The organism is Desulforapulum autotrophicum HRM2 (assembly GCF_000020365.1).
Taxonomy (GTDB): Bacteria; Desulfobacterota; Desulfobacteria; order Desulfobacterales; family Desulfobacteraceae; genus Desulforapulum; species Desulforapulum autotrophicum.
This window is the reverse complement of record NC_012108.1, coordinates 2,607,824-2,629,041: the sequence shown is the minus strand read 5'-3', so window position 1 is coordinate 2,629,041 and position 21,218 is coordinate 2,607,824. Positions and strand designations below refer to the sequence as shown.

Below are 21,218 nucleotides of genomic sequence, written 5' to 3'. Positions count from 1 at the left end.
CCTTTATAATTCATTGAGTTGTTCGTCAAACCGTCTAAGCTGTTCATCAAGCTCATCTGAATACTTTTCCAGGGTGTCAAACAATTCGTCAATCCGGGTCTGATGCTCACCAATGGCACAGGAAATCCGGGCTATGTTTTTGCCGTCCTTGAGATCCACCGCAGACTGGATCTCAGCGTTCAGCCCTTCAAGGATTGTCTCATGTTCCTCAATTTCATCCTCTATTTTCTGAACCTTTTTCTTGAGGGGCCCCACCTGCCTGGAACGCTCTGCAATGATGTCACTCCTGACCTTGCGCAGTTCTTTTTTTGATATTTTTATTTCATTGAGTGTCTTTTCCGGCAGGTCCTGGGCTGCAACCGCTTCCTCGTCCCACCCCTCTTTGTCAAGGAACTCCCCATAGTTGCCCTCAAACAGGGTAATGGTGTCGTTTTTAAACACAATCAACCGATTGGCAAGGGCGTGGAGGAACATCTCATTATGGGTCACCAGAACCACTGCACCTTCAAAGTTATCCAGGGCCACCACAAGGGAATCACAGGACTCCATATCAAGGTGGTTGGTGGGCTCGTCCAGAAGAACAAGATTCAGCGGTTTTGCAAGGAGCTTACCCAGCATCACCCGACTCTTTTCTCCGCCGGACAGAACTGAAATGCGTTTCAGTGCATTATCTCCTTCAAACATGATGGCACCGCAGATATTTCTTGCCTGCTGCCGGTCAAGATCCGGATGGGACAGGAGGATCTCTTCCTCCACGGTGGATGTTGGATTAAGGCTCTGCACGTTGGTCTGCTCAAAATATCCCATTTCAACCCCGGGATTATAGGTAACCCGGCCTGAATCAGGGGTAAGCTTCTGGGCAAGAAGTTTTAAAAGAGTGGTCTTCCCCTTGCCGTTTTTTCCAATAATGGCGACCCGGTCTCCCGGAGCCAGGGTAAAATTAAAATCCCGGATCAACGGCAGGTCAGGATCATGGGCAAAGCACAGATCGTCCACCTGGATGACCTGTTTTCCGGCAAAGGCAAGATTGCGAAAGGAAAAAGCCAGGGATTCCATGCGGCTCAGGCTTTCACGTTTTTCCATCTTGGAAAGGGCCTTGATTCTTGACTGAACCATGCCGGCAAGCCTTGCCTTGGCCCTGAACCTTGTGATGAAAAGCTCCATTTCCCTGCGTCGTTTTTCATCGTTGAGCCTTGTCTTTTCATAGATCTCTTCGTCCTGGACAATCTGCTCATAGTACTTGTCTGTTGTGCCAGCAATCTTTCGGATGACCCTGCGATGGATGCCTGCAATATGGGTGACCACGGAATCCATGAAACTTCGATCATGGGTGACAAGGAGAATCTCCCTTGGCCAGGACCGGAGAAAGCCTGCGATCCAGCGGATGGAGGTGATGTCAAGATAGTTGGTGGGCTCGTCCAGGATCAGAAGATCAGGTTCTGAAACCAGCACCTTGGCAAGGGTGAGCCTCACCTGGAAACCGCCTGAAAAATCTCCAGGATGCTGCTGCATATCTTCGGGCGAAAATCCCAGGCCGGCAAGAATCTTTTCCGCCTTCCAGCTGTGATCCCGCTCATTTTCATTGAGTCCCTGCATGCATTCAGCAAGAACCGTTGGCTGTGAAAAGTCGATGTGCTGGGTCAGGTATCCCAGCCGGTAGTCCCCTGGGATACGAATGGCACCGGTTTCAGGTTCTTCCCGGCCGGTAATCATCCTGAGCAATGTTGTTTTACCATGGCCGTTTCTTCCCACGAGGCCGATCTTTTCTCCCGGGTTTATCTGCAACCCTGTGTCGGAAAAAAGCTCCTGGCCGCCAAAGCCCTTTGATATTGATTCAATGTTTATCATAATCCAGGTATAATACCACTAAGATCTAAAATTTTAAACCATAATTGATTGATTATGGTATATAGCAGTATGAAATTAAATCAACCTATCATCCATAACTATAATTTGGGGAGAATAATGAGCATATATATCTATGGCTTTGGTGACGGTAAGGCAGACGGAGACGCTTCAAAAAAGGACCTTTTAGGGGGCAAGGGGGCAAACCTTGCTGAAATGGCAAAGCTTGGCCTTCCTGTACCTGCCGGGTTTACAATTTCAACCGAGTGCTGTACCGATTATTTCAAATCAGGCAAACAACTGCCCCAGTCCCTTTATGCTGAAATCGATACTGCCATGGCAAAAATCGAACGCTCCATGAAAATGAAATTTGGAGATCCAGATAATCCGTTACTGGTTTCCTGCCGTTCCGGCGCAAGAAGTTCCATGCCTGGCATGATGGAGACTGTTTTAAACGTGGGGCTCTGCTCAACCACCATCCCGGGACTGATCAAAAATACGGGCAATGAGTGGTTTGTCTATGATGCCTACCGCAGGCTAATCATGATGTATTCAGATGTTGTCATGGAAAAGGCCGAAGGTATCGAACCCAGGGACGGTATGGGCATCCGGATTCACCTTGAAATCATCATGAACGAGCTCAAGAATGATCTCAACTATGAAACAGACACGGACATCAGCGCCCTGGAGATGAAGACCCTGTGTGAACGGTTCAAACGAAAAATCAAAGAAACCCTTGGATCGGAATTTCCAGACAACCCCAGGGATCAACTCATGGGATCTATTGGAGCCGTTTTTAAAAGCTGGAACGGTAAAAGAGCCCTTTCCTACCGACGCATCGAGCATATCCCCGACGATTGGGGCACGGCCGTCAATGTCCAGAGCATGGTATTTGGCAACATGGGCGACAAGTCCGCAACCGGGGTTGCATTTAGCCGGGATCCTGCCACCGGGGACAACAACTTCTATGGCGAATGGTTGCCCAACGCCCAGGGTGAAGACGTGGTGGCAGGCATCAGAACCCCCAACCCCCTGAACAATACGACAAAATCCTCCCACAACCGCCATCTTCCCTCCCTTGAGGAAGCCATGCCTGGGATTTACCAGGAACTTGCACAGATCAGAACCACGCTTGAGCACCACTACTCTGATATGCAGGACATAGAGTTCACAATCCAGCAGGGCACCCTTTACATGCTCCAGTGCCGGGTAGGTAAACGAACGGGAACGGCCGCACTCAACATGGCCATGGATATGTTTGACGAAGGTATAATCGATGAGATCACCATGGTCACGCGGCTCAACCCCAAACAGCTCGATGAGATGCTCCACCCTGTTGTGGATCCCGAGGCTGAAAAAAAGACAACCCCCCTTGCAGAAGGACTTCCGGCAGGTCCTGGCGGTGCCATCGGCCAGATTGTATTCACCTCCGAAGATGCAGTCCGGTGGGCAAGGACCGGAAAAAAAGTGCTCCTTGTCCGGGATGAAACCAACCCCGAAGATATCGAGGGTATGCGGGCAGCCGTAGGCATTCTCACTGCAAGGGGCGGCATGACAAGCCATGCGGCCCTTGTGGCAAGGGGCTGGGGCAAATGCTGCATCGTCGGTGCCGCAGCCTTTAAAATCAACCCTGAACAACGCAAACTCGTTATCGGTTCAAAGGTTTTTAACGAGGGAGATGTACTGACCCTGAACGGCACAAGGGGCCTTGTGTATGAGGGAGAACTGATGATGAAAAAGGCAACGGAGAACTCCAGGTTCAAGGCGTTCATGAATGTTGCCGACCGCTACCGGCGCTTAAAGGTAAGAACCAATGCCGACACCCCGGAAGATGCGGCCCGGGCCCTGGAGTTTGGCGCCGAAGGCATCGGGCTGTTCAGGACTGAGCATATGTTCTATGGGGCAGACTCAGCAAGGCCCTTGTTTCTGTTGAGAAAAATGATCCTCAGTAAATCCATTGATGAACGCCGGCGGGCACTTGACGAACTGTTTCCCTTTGTCAAACAAGAGATTCAGGCCACCCTTGCGGTCATGGACGAAAAACCCGTCACCCTGCGTCTGCTCGACCCTCCCCTCCACGAGTTTGTGCCCCAGTCCCTGGAGAATCAGGAAGAGCTGTCCCGGGAACTCTGCATTGACATTGACGAGATCAAGAAACGAAGCCTTGACTTGACCGAGTCAAATCCCATGATGGGTCACAGGGGCGTCAGACTCGGTATCACATATCCTGAAATCAGTGCCATGCAGATCAGGGCGATCTTTGAAGCTTCGGCCGAGCTGATCATTCAGGGGAAAAATCCCCTCCCGGAAATCATGGTCCCGGTAACCTGCAATGAAAAAGAACTCCTGTTCGTGAAAAATATTTCAGAAAAGGTGTACCAGGAGACCTTGGAAAAATACAAGATTACAGCCATACCCCACCAATTTGGCACCATGATCGAAATTCCCAGGGCAGCACTTAAGGCGGACCGCATGGCAGAGCATGCCGAGTTCTTTTCATTCGGCACCAATGATCTCACCCAGATGACCTTCGGGTTCAGCCGGGACGATATTGGATCGTTTATGAACGACTACATTGACAACGCCATACTAGACGCCGATCCCTTTGAAACCCTGGACCAGGATGCCGTTGGACGACTCATTGAAATTTCCGTTGCCCTTGGCCAAAAGACCCGGCCGGACATCAAGCTTGGCATCTGCGGGGAGCACGGGGGAGATCCCGCCTCTGTTGAATTCTGCCACAGGGCCGGACTCACCTATGTCAGCTGTTCGCCCTACCGGGTTCCCATTGCAAGGCTTGCTGCAGCCCAGGCCGCCATCAAAGAGGCTTAGAACTACTTTTAGGTTGAACAGAAACAGGATTAAATTTTGGTTCATCTACAAGGCGCATTAAAAGCTCAATAGCAGGTTTATTGGGCCTTTGAAGTTTTACTGTAGATGGGCCAAAAGGCAAACAATTTCGTTCAAGTTATAAAATTTGCGGTCCTTAACAGGACAGCTTGCCGCATCAAAAATCCTACCTGTAATGATCCCACTTAACCGTTATAATGGGTCTTTATCCATTCAAGGTATTCACCCGATTGAATCCTTCTGACCCAGTCCAGGTGATCCAGATACCAGGCAACACTTTTTTCCATACCCGTTTCAAAGGACTCTTCAGGTCTCCAGCCAAGTTCGTTTTTGAGCTTTGTACAGTCAATGGCATACCTGAAGTCATGGCCAGGTCTGTCCTTGATAAAACAAACCAGATCCCTTGACGATCCGCGGGCATGTTCAGCCAGCCCTGTTCTGTCAACCAAGTCACAGATACGATAAACAATCTGCCGGTTCTCAACCTCGCATTCCCCGCCCACATTGTAGGTTTCTCCTGATCTCCCCCGTTCCATGATCATCCAAATGGCACGGCAGTGGTCCCGAACATAGAGCCAGTCCCTGATATTACTGCCGTCTCCGTATATGGGCAGCGGTTTTCCCCCAAGGGCGTTGAGGATCATCAATGGAATGAGCTTTTCCGGAAACTGGAACGGGCCATAGTTGTTCGAACAGTTTGAAATGGTCACGTCAAGGCCATAGGTATGGCAATAGGCCCTGACCAGGTGGTCGGATGCCGCCTTAGAGGCAGAATAGGGGCTTGAAGGGGCATAAGATGTGGTTTCAACAAAGTAACCTGACTTGCCCAGGCTGCCATACACCTCATCCGTGCTGACGTGGTGAAACCTGGAAAATCCTTGTTGAACCCTGGAGGCTTCAAGCAGGGTAAAGGTTCCCTTGATATTGGTATCCACAAACACCTCGGGAGAGGCAATGGAACGGTCCACGTGGGATTCGGCGGCAAAATGACATACCGTGTCAACGGCATACCGTTCAAAAACCTGCTGAATGCCCTGGGCATCACAGATATCCAGTTTTTCAAAGATATAACGATCCGGATATTTGACAGCAACGTCTTCAAGGCTTGCAGGATTGCCAGCATAGGTCAGTTTGTCAACATTGATGACCCTGCCGGAAAAATCGGTATCCCCAAGAAGATAGCGGATAAAATTTGAACCGATGAAGCCACAGCCCCCGGTTACAAGAACGTTTTTCATTTGGAAATCACCTCTATTTCAACCCTTCTGTTCATCATTCTCCCCTGTGCAGTGTCATTGGTTGCAATGGGATTCTCACTTCCCATTCCCTGGGTTTTAATCTGGTCTAACCTGGCCCCCCTGCCAAGGAGGAAACTTTTCACAATGTTTGCCCTGAATTCTGATAATTTTATATTGTAGGTCTGATTCCCATTGGCATCGGTGTAGCCCTTGACAGAAACTTTTGCCCCGGGATGGGCCACAAGCGATCCGGCAAATTTTGTCAAGTCTTTCAGTGCCTGATCCGTGAAATCATTGTTGTTATAGCCAAAACGCACCACCACTTTTCTTTCCAGGGGCTGTAACTGTGTCGAAGGTGTGAATCCCGGTTCGGACAAATTTGACAAAGGGGGAATGAGAAATTGTTCGACCGTGGGTTCTGGAGAAGTTCTGGCGAAAAGATCAGTTGCTTGTTCAAGAGAGGGATCCGTCTGAGCATGGGCAACGGGTTCATCTTCTCCTTGAGAAGCTAAGTCAAAATTTAGGATATCGTTATCCTGGACAATTGGCTGGGGAACAGGCCGGGTGATGGAAGTGGCATCAAGTTCTGTGGCGGGTTGAGCTATGGAGTGGTCTATAGCCCCAGCCTTGGTACCAGTCAGATAATGATTTCCACGGACAAAAAAGATTTGAATTTGATCAGAAAAGAGCATGGCCCCGGCTAGAACAAGAAGCCCGATAAAAATAAAAACAAGGTAGGCCCAGGACCTGCCTTTTTGTCTTTCTTTCAGGAAATTTGCACCTGTCTGGTGATTCTCTGATGCGTTTGCCTGGGATTGAACAATGCCCCCCGGTGCAACCGGGGAGGGGTGTTTCTTTGGCACAGGGATATCGAGTTCGCGGGCACACTCAATGATGATGCGCTCATCGATAAGACGATGATCCTGGACATACCCCGTTAAGAGAGCATGGTCGCACAATACGTTAATCCGCCGGGGAAACCCCTGGGATTGTGCATAAATCTCCCGGATAGCCCCGGGTGTAAACAGGGCCTCTTCTGTACCTGCAACCTTAAGCCTGAATTCAATATATCCTGCAGTTTCCTCAAGCCCCAGGGCCTCAATATTGTAATTAAGGGTCAGGCGCTGCCTGACGGCCCTGTTAATGGGTTTTGCAAGGATTTCATTAAATTCATTCTGACCCACAAAAAAAATATTCAACAGCTTTGTTTCCGCAAGCTCCACATTGGACAACAGGCGAACCTCCTCAAGGAGGTCCTGGGTCAAAAGCTGGGCTTCGTCAATGATGAGGAGCACCTTCTTGTCCGCGTCGTGGGCTGTGTGGAGGAACCGGGTCAGCCAGAAAAGAAACTCACCTTTGGATTTAACCATACTTTGAGCGCCAAATCCGCTTGCAACAAAGTTGTAAAAATCAATCTTTTCAAGGTTGGGATCAGGGACAGCAGTACAGATTACATCATCGCCAAGGGAGCCGATGAGGGTGTTAATCAGAGTGGTTTTGCCCGTACCCACATCTCCTGTTAACAAGAGAAACCCTTTATTGTCCAGAATTCCGTAGCGTAATGTTGCAAGGGCCTCTTTATGCTTTTCCCCAAGCCACAAAAAAGCCGGATCCGAACTGATCTGAAACGGTTTTAATTTTAAATTATAAAAAGACCGATACATTTTATCCTTTTAAAGATTATGGAGGAATTCCATGTCCCTGTCCTGGCTGTTTTTTGTTCCAACCACGAGTATTTCACACCTGTTATGTTCATTTGTTCGAAAATAAAGCCTGCCGTTATAACCGAAAAGAACCTCAAAAGAAGGGGTTTTGTTTTTTTTACCGGCAAAAACCTTTCGCTTTACAATGACCTTTGTCATATCCTCATTGAGTTGGTGGATGAGTTCTTCCGCCTTTAACTGCATGTCATCACTGAGTTCAAAAATGCTGGTTAATGCCCTTCGGGTGAAGTCCAGGTTTTTATACAGCACGGCAAATCGTTTTTTAGATAACTCAAAGGAATGACGCTTTGACGAGGTTCCTTTTCTACGCTCCTGTTTATCAACTTTTTCCCTTAATTCAGAAATTTCCAGCTCTTTTTCACGTTGAAGCTTGGTATTTTCCTGAAGTTTTTTTTCCAGGGAAACAATCTCATCAAACATATCGTCTTCGGTAATGCTGGCTTTTTTTTGCTCCTCCTGGCGCGAAGCTGTCAAGAATTTCAGACTTTCAACCAGTTCACGCCTCTCTTTTTCAAGGTCCTTAAGAATCTGTTTAAACGCTTTTTCATCAGCCTTGAGCTTTTCCATCTGAAGACCCTTTTCCCAATCGTCAGACAGGGCTTTTGCCGTTCCCCTTTTATAGAAAAGATAAAAAAACAACAAAGAAAAGACAATCAGGGTTCCCAGAATAAGATTCGCCCCCAACGTGCCGTGGTCTATCCGGACGGTGATCTTTACGTTTAATCCCTTGTCCAGGAGTTCATAGTTTTGCCTGGCAACCACAGCAGCATCCCAGGTATACCGTCCCCCATTGTCCCCGATTTCAGGAGGCTCAAACAGTGGAAAAAGGACCACACCCCCTTTGCCCGTCACTAGGATATCCACATCAAAATCAAAAAAATTGATTAAAAAATCTTTAGCCAGCAGGGTGTGAATATTTTGCCCCACAGCATCTTGAATTCGAATCGTTCCATCCAGCAAAACGCTGGAGTCGCCAACCAGACGATTTTCAACCTTTTGCTGGTATACCGGCCCCAGAAACGACTCAAGCCCTCCCAGAACAGCCGTATATAAAAGCGGCGTAAACAGGATACAAAACAATGCTGTTTTCAGGGGGAAATATTTCATGCTAATGCTCAGCCACCTTGCCCAGAAAATCCCTGAGTCGTGGATTCTTGGGGCTTGAAAAAAATTCCCTGGGCGAGTTTTCTTCCTGGATCACACCCTGGTCGATGAAGATCACCCGATCGGCCACATCCCTTGCAAACCCCATCTCATGGGTTACCACAACCATGGTCATGCCTTCTGCGGCAAGTTTTTTCATTACTTCCAGAACCTCACCCACAAGCTCAGGATCAAGGGCTGAAGTGGGCTCGTCAAAGAGGATCACCTTGGGTTTCAGGGAAAGGGCCCTTGCGATGGCCACCCGCTGTTTCTGACCCCCAGAGAGCTGCTCTGGATAATTTTTTGCCTTGTCCGCCAGGCCCACCTTTTCGAGCAGGGAAAGACCCAGGGATTCGGCATTGTTACGAGCAATTTTTCTAACCTTGAGGGGGCCCAGGATCACGTTGTCCAGAACAGTCATGTGGGGAAAAAGGTTAAACTGCTGGAAGACCATTCCCGCTTCGGTCCGGACATGGTTAATGTCCGTTGAAGGATCCATGATATCCTTTCCATCAACAATGATGCGGCCGGAAGTGGGGGTTTCAAGTCGGTTGATGCAGCGAAGTACCGTTGACTTTCCAGACCCTGAAGGTCCAATGATACACACCACTTCACCTGATTTAATCGTCAGATCAATCCCCTTGATAACCTCAAGCTTAGCATAGCTTTTATGAAGATTTTCAATTTTAATCATTTCCATCTGCTTGTCTTTTCCGGCTGATTACCGTTTTGTTTTCATTTCAAGGTGGTGTTCGAGTATGCGAAGCCCCCGGGCAATGGAAAGGGTCATGGCAAGATAAACCACGGCCACGGAAAGATAGACTTCAAAGGCTTTGAAGCTGACCGCAACGATCTCCTGACCGGTCCTTAAAAGCTCACCAACGCCAATGACCATCAAAAGGGAGGTATCTTTGAGGCTGATAATGAACTGGTTGCCAAGGGGGGGAATCATGCGTTTGAATGCCTGGGGCCAGATGATGTAGGCCATGGTCTGGGAACGGGTGAGTCCGATGGATCGCCCGGCTTCCGTCTGTCCAGGATCTATGGACTGCACCGATCCCCGGACAATCTCGGCGATATAGGCCCCGGAATTAACGGCAATGATAATGATGCCTGCCGTTATGGGAGGGATTCTCAGTCCCATGGCCATGGGCACGCCATAGTATAGAAACATGGCCTGGACCAGCATGGGAGTTCCCCGGATGGATTCAATGTAGACAATGGCCAGTATTCTTGGAACGGCGTGGCGGGCAAGCTTGAGCAATCCGAACAAGGCTCCGAGGAAAAAACCCGCTCCAAGCCCCCCAAGGGCGATGATGATGGTAAACTTCAATCCCCGCATGAGCATGGGAATGGTCTCAAAAAAAACAGGCCAGTCAAAGTGAAAGCCCATGTTGACTCCTTGTTAAACAGATCTGGGCAGAAGAGGCATCATCCATCTGAAAGGTCCCTCCACTGCCCATGATTGTTATAAATCTATTTGGGCTCGGTGTTAAACCACTTGAGATAGAGCGTACGATAGTCACCATTATCTTTGAGTTTTTTAAGGGATTTGTTAACCTTGTCCACAAGGGGACTGCCTTTAGGAAAACCAATGCCATAGGATTGTCCCATGTAAAGGGGACCCACCACCTTTACCCTGTCCTTGCCCACCTCTCGCACATAATTGGCAATGACGGGAGAATCAAACATCACAGCATCTGCACCGCCCATCATAAGCTCCATGAACATGGCGTCATTGTTGGGATAGAGTTTGATCTCCTTTGCCTTTGCGTTTTTCTTTAAAAAATCGTCGCTGGTGGTGCCGAGTTTAGTGGCAACAACTTTGCCCTCAAGGTCCTCAACTTTTGTAATGTCTGTCCGGTCAGCCTTGACCAGGAGCAAAAGTCCTGCGTTGTAATAGGGATCGGAGAAATCCACCACCTTGGCCCGTTCCGGTTTGATGGTGATTCCTGCAATACCGGCATCAAGCTGTCCAGACTGCAACCCGGGAATAATACCGTTGAAATCCATGGGCTGAAGGTCATACTCAATCCCCATGTCCTGGGCAATAGCGTTCCACAGTTCCACGTCAAAACCCGTGTGGTGACCCGTTTTAGGGTCTTTGAATTCAAAGGGAGGAAAATTAGTGTCCGTTGCCACGGTAATATTCTTGGCAAAGCCGGTGGCTGCAAAGCAGCAGATCATCATCAGGGTGAGAACAAAAGCCGTCTGTTTTTTCATGGAAACCTCCTGGGTGTAAAATATAAAGTAATGCTCCCTCCCACCGATCAGGGCAAGGGGTTTAAGGGAGAGTAAATCTCTATTTTTAGTATGATCCCCTACCCCTGTCAAGATTTTAAACAGGCCGCCATGAAACAGGTTATATCAGCCGGCAACGGCAGAGCTTACCCGTTCCACTTGCAGTCTCCCTGATCAAACACTCTCAATGGTGTCCACGATAAAGGGGGTACACCGAATTGACACACTCTTTTTTTTTACCCAGATCCGGGTCATGGCTACGGAATCCCCGTCAATATTGGTTATATTGGCCAACTCTTCGGCAAAGCCGATATCCTTTATTTTGAATTCATAATAAAAGGTGTTGGCAGTAAACGGATCAGCAACCAGTATGATTTTATCCTTCTCAAAGGGGTGCTTTCGGGGAGAACCGGAAAAGGGAATGTGGTTGTGCCGGTCTATCTCTTTGGGTCTTGAATAATAGGTTTGAATTTCAAATTTTCCCTTTACATCCAGAAGCGTATTGATGGGCATATTCTTTCTCCTTTAGTAAAATCAAAACAAGAAAAGGGGGTTACTCAAAAATTTTTTCATCAACGGCATGGGCCTCGGCTGCATCTTCATCCATATTGCGAATTTTTCCACTCTTTTTCTTTAGCCAGTACTCCTTGTACCATTCATTGGCAATGATCATGGACATGACCTCGTTGGTCCCAGTCCAGATGGAGGCCAGACGAAGATCCCTAAAAATCCGCTCCACAGGGTAGATATTGGTGTATCCGATACCGCCCATGACCTGCATGGCATTGTGAACTGCCTTTTGACAGGATTCGGTGACGAATTTCTTAGACTGGGAGACCAGCCTGCGAATCTTTTTTTCATAGATTTTTCCATCAACGGCCCGGGCCGTGGTATAGATCATGGCCCGGGCGGCATCCAGCAGGGTGACTGCCTCAGCCACCTGGAAAGAGACACCCTGGAACGCTGCCACAGGCTTGCCAAAGGCCTTTCTCTTTGAGGTGTAACCGGTTGCCACATCCACGGCCGGTGCTGCAGCACCAATGGTCATGGCAGCCGTACCCAGGCGCTCCGGGATCATCATGGTGTTGAAGATTTTAACGCCCTGGTTGAGTTCTCCAACAAGGTTATACCTGGGTACCTTTACATCCTTGAAAACCATGCGGGCAGCCCCGCCCCCCCGGCAACCCATGAGTCCGTACAGGTATTGGGTTTCAACGCCCTCTTGTCTGTCCACGATAAAGCAGGAAATACCGTTACGGGGCTCAACATCAGTATCAGTCCTGGCATAAACCAAAAAATAGTCTGCACCCTCCCCTCCCACAATGAATCGTTTCTGACCGTTGAGAAGAAAGTGGTCTCCCATGTCCCGGGCCGTGGTGGTGGTACCGAAAAAATCCGACCCTCCCCTGGGTTCGGTCAGGCATTCGGCGGCAAAGATTTCACCCTTGAGCAACGGTTTGACATATCGTTCCTTCTGGTCGTCCGTACCGTGGAGAATGATGGCGTCACACACAAGTTCGGCCCCCACCCCAAAGGTGCAGGCAAAAATGTACCCCAACACGCCAATCTCTTCCATGACCATGCAGGTGGAGACCCAGTCCATGCCCCTGCCTCCCCATTTTTCAGGATAACGGCACCCCATGAGATTCAGCCTTCCCGCCTCCTGCAAAAATTCCCTGGGGAATTGGATCTTGTCAGCATCCATGTCCAGGATCATTTTTCTGGGGATGGATTTCACAAAGTCACGGGCCTGATCCCGCAGTGTTATCTGTTCATTGTTTAAAAGGTAGTCAAACATGGCTATCGTCCTTTTCCTTTTCAGTAAAGTACCAGTTATCAGAGGAGAACACACAACTAATAGCACTTCAACTTTCACACAATCAACTAAAAATTGCAAACTCCATCCAGGGGGACGCCACCAGATCATGACAATTTGGATTCTTCGTGAAACTGAAAATAATTTCTTGGACAAGGGGAATTATTTTAAAAAAATGGTGATAGGGGTAGAAATTTGAAACCATAAGATGATATATGGAACCCAGGTCAGGGGAAGACAATGAATTTTTAAAACCTTGCGGCGGCAGACACTTCTGCTGTCACTGTTTGATATGCATACGGGGTAATGAAATGGGCAACTCGTTAAGGGAGCAGCTTCTCAAGGCAGGACTTGTGGACAAAAAGCAGGTCAATAAGGCCAAGCATGATAAGCGCATCACCAGCCAGAAGACTAAGGGGCAAAAAACTAAAGGTCAAAAAACAAGGCAAGCAGCCCCTGTGGAAGACAGCGTCACCCGGGAAGAACGATTGGCCTATGAAGAGCGAAACCGTGAGCTAAACCGCCTGCGTAATGAAGAAAAAAAGAGGCGCGAAACCATGGCTCAGATAAAACAGCTGATCAAGACCAACCGGATAACCCTGAAAGAGCGTGATGACGACGCACCCTTTTACTTTGTCGTGGGAAAGAAAGTAAAAAAAATGTTTCTTTCCGAAAAAATTTCCAACGATCTCACCCATGGCCGAATGGCCATTGCCAACCTTGACGGCAGATTCGAGATCATACCCGAGAGTGCCGCCCGTCAGATAGCCGACCGGGATCGAAAGCCCCTGGTGTTTTTTAATGACGCCCCACCCCAGGACCCCGACCCCCAATCGGAACCATTGGATCTTTGAAAAAATAACCCCGTAACTGATTTATCAGACGCTTCCCGGACTTATTCCTAATTTTTTTTCAAGTTTTGCAATTGCCAGGGTCGTCTTGATAAGGGTGTCCGGCGTAAGGCTCATGGTCTGAATGCCACACTCAACCACAAACTCGGCAAATTCCGGGTAATCGCTGGGCGCCTGGCCACAGATACCAATGTACTTGCCTCGTTTGTTGGCAATTTCAATCACGCTCTTGACCATTTTCTTGACCGCAGGGTTGCGCTCATCATAGATGTTGGAGACAAGTTCACTGTCCCGGTCAACGCCCAGAATCAACTGGGTCAGATCGTTGGTGCCGATGGAAAACCCGTCAAACACATCCAGGAACTCATCGGCCAGGATCACATTTGCCGGAATTTCACACATGCCGATCACCTCAAGCCCGTCCTTGCCCTGTTTGAGACCATAGTCAGCCATGACATTGATTACTTTCTTTGCCTCGTCAACGGTCCTGGGAAATGGAATCATCACCTGGAGGTTGTCGAACCCCATTTCTTCACGGACTTTTTTTATGCCAAGACATTCAAGGCCAAAGGCCTCCCTGTAGTTGGGATCATAATATCGTGACGCACCGCGCCAGCCGATCATGGGGTTTTTTTCAACCGGTTCAAACTGTCGTCCACCAATGAGGTTCGCATATTCATTGGATTTAAAATCAGACAGGCGAAGGATCACTTTCTTGGGATAAAAAGCTGCCGCGATCATGCCGGCACCTTCGGCAAGTTTATCAATGAAAAACTGTCGTTTGTCCGTATACCCGTGGGTGATGGTTTCAATTTTTTCCCTGATTGCACTGTCCTCAACCTGATCAAAGTAGAGCAATGCCTTGGGATGAATTTTGATATAGCTGCTGATGATAAATTCTTCCCTTGCCAGGCCAACGCCGTCATTGGGAATAAAGCTTTGATTGAACGCCTGCTCCGGGGATGCAATGTTCATCATTATTTTTGTCTTTGTTTTCGGGATAGATGCAAGGTCTGTCTTCAGGATCTCGAACCTGAGTTCGCCGTCATAGACATAGCCCACATCCCCCTTGCTGCATACCACAGTGACCGCCTGACCGGGAACGAGTTGCTGGGTGGCATCGTGGCACCCGACCACGCAGGGAATATTGAGTTCCCGGGAGATGATGGCTGCATGGCAGGTTCTGCCCCCCCGGTTGGTCACAATGGCGGATGCGATTTTCATAATGGGCTCCCAGTCCGGGTCCGTCATGTCAGTAACCAGCACCTCGCCTGGATTGAACCTGCTGATGTCATGGACATCCTTGATTACATGTACCTTTCCCGCACCGATGAGTTCGCCTACGCTCTGGCCCGTGGCCAGCACCCTGCCCTCTTGTTTTAATACATATTGTTGAAGGGTATTCTGATCTTTCTGGGAGTGGACTGTTTCAGGTCTTGCCTGAACAATGAACAGTTCACCAGTCTTGCCGTCCTTGGCCCATTCCATGTCCATGGGTTTCAGAAAACCCGCTTTTTCAGAGTAGTGGTCTTCAATAATGCAGGCCCAGCGGGCAAGGGATAAAACCTCGTCATCGGTGATGCTCAATTTCATTCGCTCGTTGAGATCCACCATGACGTTCTTGACCAGATTTTTACTGCCGTCAGTTGAATAGATCATCTTGATTTTTTTTTCTCCGACCTTTCGATAGATGATCGGTTTTTTTCCCAGTTTCAAGGTCGGTTTAAACACGTAAAATTCATCAGGATTAACGGCACCCTGGACCACGTTTTCCCCCAGGCCATAGGCGCTGGTGATGAAAACGGCATCCTTGAATCCAGATTCAGTATCAATTGAGAACATCACGCCCGAAGAGGCCATGTCCGATCGAACCATTTTCTGAATGCCAATGGAGAGGCCAATGGAATAATGGTCATAATGTTTATCCTGTCGATAGGAAATGGCCCGGTTCGTAAAAAGAGAGGCAAAACACCGCCTGCAGGCATCCAGAAGTTGATCGTGGCCGCAGATATTGAGGTAGGTTTCCTGCTGACCGGCAAAGGATGCGTCCGGAAGGTCTTCGGCCGTTGCAGACGATCGAACCGCAACATCGGTATCTTCACCATACTGATTGCACAGGATGTCGTAGGCATCGGTGATGGCGGTTTCAAGTTCCAGGGGAAGGACGGCCTTGAGGATCATCTCCCTTACTTTTTTTCCGCGAAAGGCCAGATCGTCCATATCATAGGTGTTCAACCCATCCAGGGTCTGCCGGATCTGATCCTTGATTCCTGCCTTGCCGAGGAAATAGTGATAGGCATGGGCTGTGACGGCAAATCCATTGGGTAATTTCACACCCTTGGGTGTCAGATACTGGTACATCTCGCCAAGACTTGCATTTTTCCCGCCGACAAGGGGAACATCCGCGATTTCTAATTGGTCAAACCACAGGACAAATGGTTCTTTTTTATCCATGATTCATCTCCTCTTCCACCTTCATAGGTTGGGATTTTTCAGTCATCCCTTTCCTTAAATTCTATAGATATGAATTAACTTTTTGTAAAGGATATTAAAAAAAATTCTCGAACAACGATTTTACGATTTTGGTGATTTTTTCCATGCACGATTAAAAAGGTGGAAAGATGAAGCCATATAATAGTATATAATTTAACGAACTAACAACGCCCAAGTTCAAGGAGGCCCCATGGAAAAACTGGAGACTCGAAGAACCTTTTTAAAGAAAAGTGCCGCCCTGTCAACCGCTGCCGCAGGTACCATGATGTTTTCCGGCATTGACGCCCTTTGGGGGGCAATGAATCCCCAACTGCCCCCAGACCTTGTGGCCGTAAAAAACGGCGAACCCGCAGCCATGTTCGATGCGGCCATTGGCCTTGCCGGCGGCATCAGGCGCTTTGTAAAGCCCAACCAGACCGTTGTGATTAAACCCAATATCGGGTGGAACCGACCACCTGAATCCGGTGCCAACACCAATCCAGAACTGATTCAACGCATTGTGGCCCATTGTGTGGACGCTGGGGCCAAAAAGGTCCATGTATTTGATCATAGCGTCGAGAACGGTCGACGCTGCTATGTGGCCAGCGGGATTGAATCAGCCGCGAAATCAGCCGGAGCCGTCATTGTCCCGGGGGATCATGAACGATATTTCCAGGCCATCGACATTCCCAACGGTACCACCCTCACATCCACCCGGGTCCATGAGCTTGTCCTGGCATCAGACGTATATATCAATGTGCCTGTGCTCAAACACCACAGTTCATCGGGCCTGAGTCTTGCCATGAAAAACCAGATGGGTGTGGTTTGGAACCGGGGGACCTACCATTGGAAGGGACTGCACCAATGTATTGCAGACTTCTGCCATGCAAGAAAACCTGATCTCAACGTCATGGACGGCTACAGAATCACCCTGCGCAACGGTCCGAGCCGGGCCGGCAGGGATGATGTGGTGATCCGTAAAACCCTTTTACTGTCAACGGATATCGTTGCCATTGATGCTGCCGGTGCCCGGATTTTTGGTCTGGAACCCGAAAAAATAAATCACATCCTGTATGCCCACAGGGCAGGTATCGGAACCATGGATCTTTCGACCCTTAATATCCAGAAGATCGACCTCAAGGGATGAGGATCAAACGCGGAACTGTCCGGGCCTTTACCGCTGCCCTTACCCTGGTCTTGTTTTTGTTGTTCTTCATGAATCATGATCCGGGTATAACAAAATGGGTGGGAAAAACCCTGGGTCGGATTCAATTTTTCCCTGCCCTCACACGGGCCTTGTCCGGCGGCATTTCCGGGATTATCGTGCTTTCGTTCCTTGTCCTTGTCAGTCTTGCCTTTGGCAGGATCTACTGCGCCGTGATCTGCCCCCTTGGCATTTTCCAGGACCTGGTACGCTTTCTTGCCCGCAGGAGCGGCAGAAAACGATCAGCCATGCAGGGCAGAACCAGTAACGGTTATCCCTTTTTATGGTATGGGGTTCTGATCCTGACCCTCCTTGTGCTGATCCCAGGATCGCTTATCATGGTTAACCTGTTTGATCCGTTGTCGATCTTTGGCAGGTTCTGCACCCTTTTACTTGTGCCCGCAGGCGCTTCCATCAACAATCTCATGGTGGCCGTAACCGAAACCTTTCGCCCCTACCTCCTCTCACCGTCCCCGTCCCATACCCTTTCCTGGCCCCTCTTCATGCTGGCCTATGTCTGGCTGATCCTGGTGACTACCATGGCCTTTTTCCACGGCAGACTTTACTGCAATACCCTTTGCCCTGTGGGCGCTTTTTTCAGCCTCTTCTCCAGGAAAGCTTTGTTTCGGTTCTCCATTGACAAAACGCGGTGTAATGGTTGTGCAAAGTGCCAACGGGTCTGCCGGGCGGCCTGCATCCATCCGTCCCTGGGCGAGATTGACGGATCAAGGTGCGTGGCCTGCTTTGACTGCATGGACGTCTGTCCTGAACAGGCAATCCAATACCTGCCCCATGCACCGACCTCTGGAACCGCAACCCGGGCAGCCCTGCCCCACAGACGACATTTCCTGACCCTGGTTGCAGCAGGTGGCCTGGCCCTGTTGTTGCGAAAGCCAGCCACTGCAATCGTCAGACAGACCGTTGCCACCCCATTGCCCGTAATTCCACCTGGCGCCCTGGGCATTGACCATTTTTCGGCCACCTGCACGGCCTGTCTTGCCTGCGTTGCAGTCTGCCCTGAACGGGTGATTCTGCCGGGAATCAACAACTTTGGCCTGGCTGGAATTATTCAGCCAGGCCTTGATTTCAACCGCAGCCGCTGCGCATACACCTGCAACGCCTGCACCCAGGTCTGTCCATCGGGTGCCATTGTCCCCCTCGCCCTTGGTGTAAAACAGCGGACCCGCATCGGTCATGTGGTGTTTGAAAAGAACCAATGCCTGGTCTACACCCACAAACGTGACTGCGGGGCGTGTGCAGAGGTGTGCCCCACCCATGCGGTTTATACGATCAAGGAGAACAACGTCCACCATCCAAGACTTGCCCCGGACGCCTGCATTGGATGCGGCGCCTGCCAGCAGGTATGCCCGGTCTTGCCCAAGGCCATCCATGTGGTGGCCCTGGCGGCCCACGAACAATCGGGTCCCCCGTTTTTTCAAAAACAGACAGGGGATTTGCCAGAAAAGGTCATGGGTGAAAACGACGCGTTTCCGTTTTAACCCAAAAGTTTTAGGTTAAACACGGGCAGTTCTCATGAGCAGTTCTGGTTGAGTTTAAAGGATTCATTGAAGATTTCCAGCAGTTTTATATTCTGTTTGGCCATCATGACACAATTTCCGCTGATGGCATAAAAAAGGATGCTCAGCCGTGTTTTTGAAGAATCATCCCGGATTCGTCCAATCTGGTTTTCGTTATAGTCATCCACCAGTTCCTTGAGATAATAATACTGCTCCACCACCCCCTGGCAGTCTGCAATGCGTTTGTCCCGAAACGCGATCTCCACCAGCAGAAAAATGTTGAGAAATACTTTTTTGATCTCTTTGAGTTCCAGGATCTGCTCGTCCAGCAAACCGGTGTGGCGATTGCTGACGTGCATGCTGGACCGGATAATCGTATCCCTGAGACCGTCCGTGAGTTTTTGAAGCCTTCGGATGATCTGATAGTAATTGTAGGACACTCCCTTGTCTTCTTTGGTCAGAAGTCGCAGCACTTTGAAGATATTTGCGACAATGATATTCGCACTGTCCTGGAAATACTTGATCCGCATCCGTTCATGCCTGAGCGCATACAGATCTTCGGCAAAGAGTGCGTCAAAGGCCACATCAAAGGATTCCCTGATTCCTTTGAGCAGAAATGCCAGGTGATCAAAAGTCTGGGAAACCGAATCCTGGAAATCCTTCACATTGTGCAGGGTATAGATGGTCATCTCCTGCTTGTCCTTTTCCTGTCCTTTATGCTTCTGGTGATTTTTCCAGATCAGGAAACCAGAAGAGGCAAAAAGAAGGAAAAATCCCGGAATTTTCAGATAGTAGAGAATATTGGCAAAGATAAAGGCAACGATAAAGGCGATGAAGGCTGTCATGAACCATCCGCTGATCACGGTCAGGACACCGGTCACCCGGTACACGGCACTTTCCCGGCCCCATGCCCGGTCTGAAAAGCTGCTTCCCATGGCGACCATGAAGGTCACATAGGTGGTGGACAGGGGTAGTTTCAAGGATGTGGCAAACGAAACCACGGCGCTTGCCACCATGAGGTTGACTGAAGCGCGAACCAGATCAAACGAGGGTTGTTCTGCCCTTGAGGTTCTCTGGTTTACCTGCATTGGAACAAAGCGACGATCGATCATTTGCCTGATCGGTGCAGGCGTGAAGTTGCTTAATGTGCCAAACACGGAATCAAACATATTTACGATTCTCCTGGAGAGCCAGACAGATTCGAATTTTTCCGTGCCTTCATCCTGCTTGCCCAGGCCGATCTCTGTTTCAGTGACCGTTCGGGCCTTTTTGGACAGCCACAGGGTGGACACCATGATCGTACCGGCCGCAAGCATGATATGGGTCTGGGAATGGACCTTGTGAGCCAGGGCACCCATGGTGACGGTCAGGGGATTGCCAGCTGCCAGGGCCGTCTGAAAGGCGTTGAGCCCGGCAAGGGGAACGCCTATGAAATTGACCAGGTCATTGGCGGCAAATGCCATGGCAAGGGCAAAGGTTCCCACGAGAACAATGGGTTTTAAAATGTTGACCTTGAAAAAAACGATCAGGACCTGGAACGCCACGGCAGACACGGTAAAGATGGCTGCCATGATAACCGCAGAATGCCCCTTTATCCAGGCCACGGCCTGGGCATCCATGAAAGTAGCTCCTTTGGCTCCTTTGACCAGAATGAAAAAGGTGATGGCGGTCATGGCCATGCCCCCCCAGAGCGCTCCATATTTCTTTAATCTCTCCTGGTAATCAAAGGTGAAAAGCAGGCGGGACAGAAACTGCATTACAGCACCAGAGAAAAAAGCGATCACAATGGATAAAAGGATGCCACCCACAATGGCCATGGCCTTGGCCGTGTTGATATAATCCCATAACACCATGGTGGTGTCGGTTGAAGAGATGATTTTTATGGTGGACAGGGCAACTGCAGCACCGAGGAGTTCAAACACGATGGAGACCGTGGTCGATGTGGGCAGGCCATGGGTGTTGAAAAGGTCGAGCAACAGGATATCCGTGATCATGACAGCCAGAAAGATCGTTAACAGTTCGGGCATGGTAAAAAACTGAGGATGGAAAATTCCCTTTCTTGCCACCTCCATCATACCCCCTGAAAAGGTAACCCCGGCAAGTATGCCAAGGCTTGCAATGATCATGATCACAAAAAACGGTGCCGCCTTGGAACCGATGGATGAATTCAAAAAATTAACAGCATCATTTGTGACGCCAACCACCAGGTCAAGCATGGCAAACAATATCAGCAGGGCCACAATCAAATAATAAAATTCAAGTCCCATAATATTTCCCCTTTAACATTGAACCAACAATATGAACAAGCCGCCCCAGG

General features: G+C 49.3%; 15 protein-coding genes. 4 read left to right on the top strand and 11 right to left on the bottom strand.

Going from position 1 to position 21,218, the window contains the following annotated elements:
• Positions 1-3: 3 nt before the first annotated feature.
• Positions 4-1,848 (bottom strand): ABC-F family ATP-binding cassette domain-containing protein, encoded by a 1,845-nt coding sequence (locus HRM2_RS11450; RefSeq protein ID WP_015904169.1) that lies wholly within the window; start codon positions 1,846-1,848, stop codon positions 4-6.
• Between the two features lie 117 nt (positions 1,849-1,965).
• Here HRM2_RS11450 and ppdK point away from each other — a divergent pair, with 117 nt between their 5' ends.
• Positions 1,966-4,677: a pyruvate, phosphate dikinase gene (gene ppdK / locus HRM2_RS11445; RefSeq protein WP_015904168.1), complete on the top strand. Its 2,712-nt coding sequence runs from the start codon at positions 1,966-1,968 to the stop codon at positions 4,675-4,677.
• A 203-nt stretch (positions 4,678-4,880) separates the two neighbouring features.
• Here the strand turns inward: ppdK and rfbB are convergent, their stop codons facing one another.
• The 8 genes from rfbB to HRM2_RS11405 form a co-directional block, all read right to left on the bottom strand.
• Positions 4,881-5,933 carry a dTDP-glucose 4,6-dehydratase gene (rfbB, locus tag HRM2_RS11440; protein WP_015904167.1) on the bottom strand — a complete coding sequence of 351 codons (1,053 nt, stop codon included), beginning with the start codon at positions 5,931-5,933 and terminating at the stop codon, positions 4,881-4,883.
• Entirely contained in the window at positions 5,930-7,597 is a 1,668-nt protein-coding gene (locus HRM2_RS11435; RefSeq protein WP_015904166.1) for an AAA family ATPase, read from the bottom strand. The genes rfbB and HRM2_RS11435 overlap by 4 nt, the downstream gene beginning before the upstream one ends.
• Positions 7,598-7,606: 9 nt before the next feature.
• Positions 7,607-8,764: a hypothetical protein gene (locus HRM2_RS11430; protein ID WP_015904165.1), complete on the bottom strand. Its 1,158-nt coding sequence runs from the start codon at positions 8,762-8,764 to the stop codon at positions 7,607-7,609.
• Between the two features lies 1 nt (position 8,765).
• Positions 8,766-9,494 (bottom strand): amino acid ABC transporter ATP-binding protein, encoded by a 729-nt coding sequence (locus tag HRM2_RS11425; RefSeq protein WP_041273898.1) that lies wholly within the window; start codon positions 9,492-9,494, stop codon positions 8,766-8,768.
• Between the two features lie 27 nt (positions 9,495-9,521).
• Positions 9,522-10,193 (bottom strand): amino acid ABC transporter permease, encoded by a 672-nt coding sequence (locus HRM2_RS11420; RefSeq protein ID WP_015904163.1) that lies wholly within the window; start codon positions 10,191-10,193, stop codon positions 9,522-9,524.
• An 83-nt stretch (positions 10,194-10,276) separates the two neighbouring features.
• Positions 10,277-11,023: a glutamine ABC transporter substrate-binding protein gene (locus HRM2_RS11415; RefSeq protein WP_015904162.1), complete on the bottom strand. Its 747-nt coding sequence runs from the start codon at positions 11,021-11,023 to the stop codon at positions 10,277-10,279.
• A 192-nt stretch (positions 11,024-11,215) separates the two neighbouring features.
• Positions 11,216-11,554: a hypothetical protein gene (locus HRM2_RS11410; protein WP_015904161.1), complete on the bottom strand. Its 339-nt coding sequence runs from the start codon at positions 11,552-11,554 to the stop codon at positions 11,216-11,218.
• Between the two features lie 40 nt (positions 11,555-11,594).
• Entirely contained in the window at positions 11,595-12,839 is a 1,245-nt protein-coding gene (locus tag HRM2_RS11405; protein ID WP_015904160.1) for an acyl-CoA dehydrogenase family protein, read from the bottom strand.
• A 329-nt stretch (positions 12,840-13,168) separates the two neighbouring features.
• Here HRM2_RS11405 and HRM2_RS11395 point away from each other — a divergent pair, with 329 nt between their 5' ends.
• Positions 13,169-13,711 (top strand): DUF2058 domain-containing protein, encoded by a 543-nt coding sequence (locus tag HRM2_RS11395; protein WP_015904159.1) that lies wholly within the window; start codon positions 13,169-13,171, stop codon positions 13,709-13,711.
• A gap of 24 nt (positions 13,712-13,735) precedes the next feature.
• Here the strand turns inward: HRM2_RS11395 and ppsA are convergent, their stop codons facing one another.
• The gene (gene ppsA, locus HRM2_RS11390) at positions 13,736-16,162 is read right to left on the bottom strand and encodes a phosphoenolpyruvate synthase (RefSeq protein ID WP_015904158.1); all 2,427 of its coding nucleotides are present in this window, start codon (positions 16,160-16,162) and stop codon (positions 13,736-13,738) included.
• A gap of 229 nt (positions 16,163-16,391) precedes the next feature.
• Here ppsA and HRM2_RS11385 point away from each other — a divergent pair, with 229 nt between their 5' ends.
• Both HRM2_RS11385 and HRM2_RS11380 read left to right on the top strand, forming a co-directional pair.
• Positions 16,392-17,327, top strand: a complete 936-nt coding sequence (locus HRM2_RS11385; protein ID WP_015904157.1) for a DUF362 domain-containing protein — start codon at positions 16,392-16,394, stop codon at positions 17,325-17,327.
• Entirely contained in the window at positions 17,324-18,883 is a 1,560-nt protein-coding gene (locus HRM2_RS11380) for a 4Fe-4S binding protein (protein ID WP_015904156.1), read from the top strand. Before HRM2_RS11385 ends, HRM2_RS11380 begins: the two co-directional genes overlap by 4 nt.
• Before the next feature lie 32 nt (positions 18,884-18,915).
• On the opposite strand, the gene HRM2_RS11375 is transcribed toward HRM2_RS11380, so the two are convergent.
• On the bottom strand, positions 18,916-21,168 hold the full coding sequence (locus HRM2_RS11375; RefSeq protein WP_015904155.1) for an inorganic phosphate transporter: 2,253 nt from the start codon (positions 21,166-21,168) through the stop codon (positions 18,916-18,918).
• Positions 21,169-21,218 lie beyond the last annotated feature (50 nt).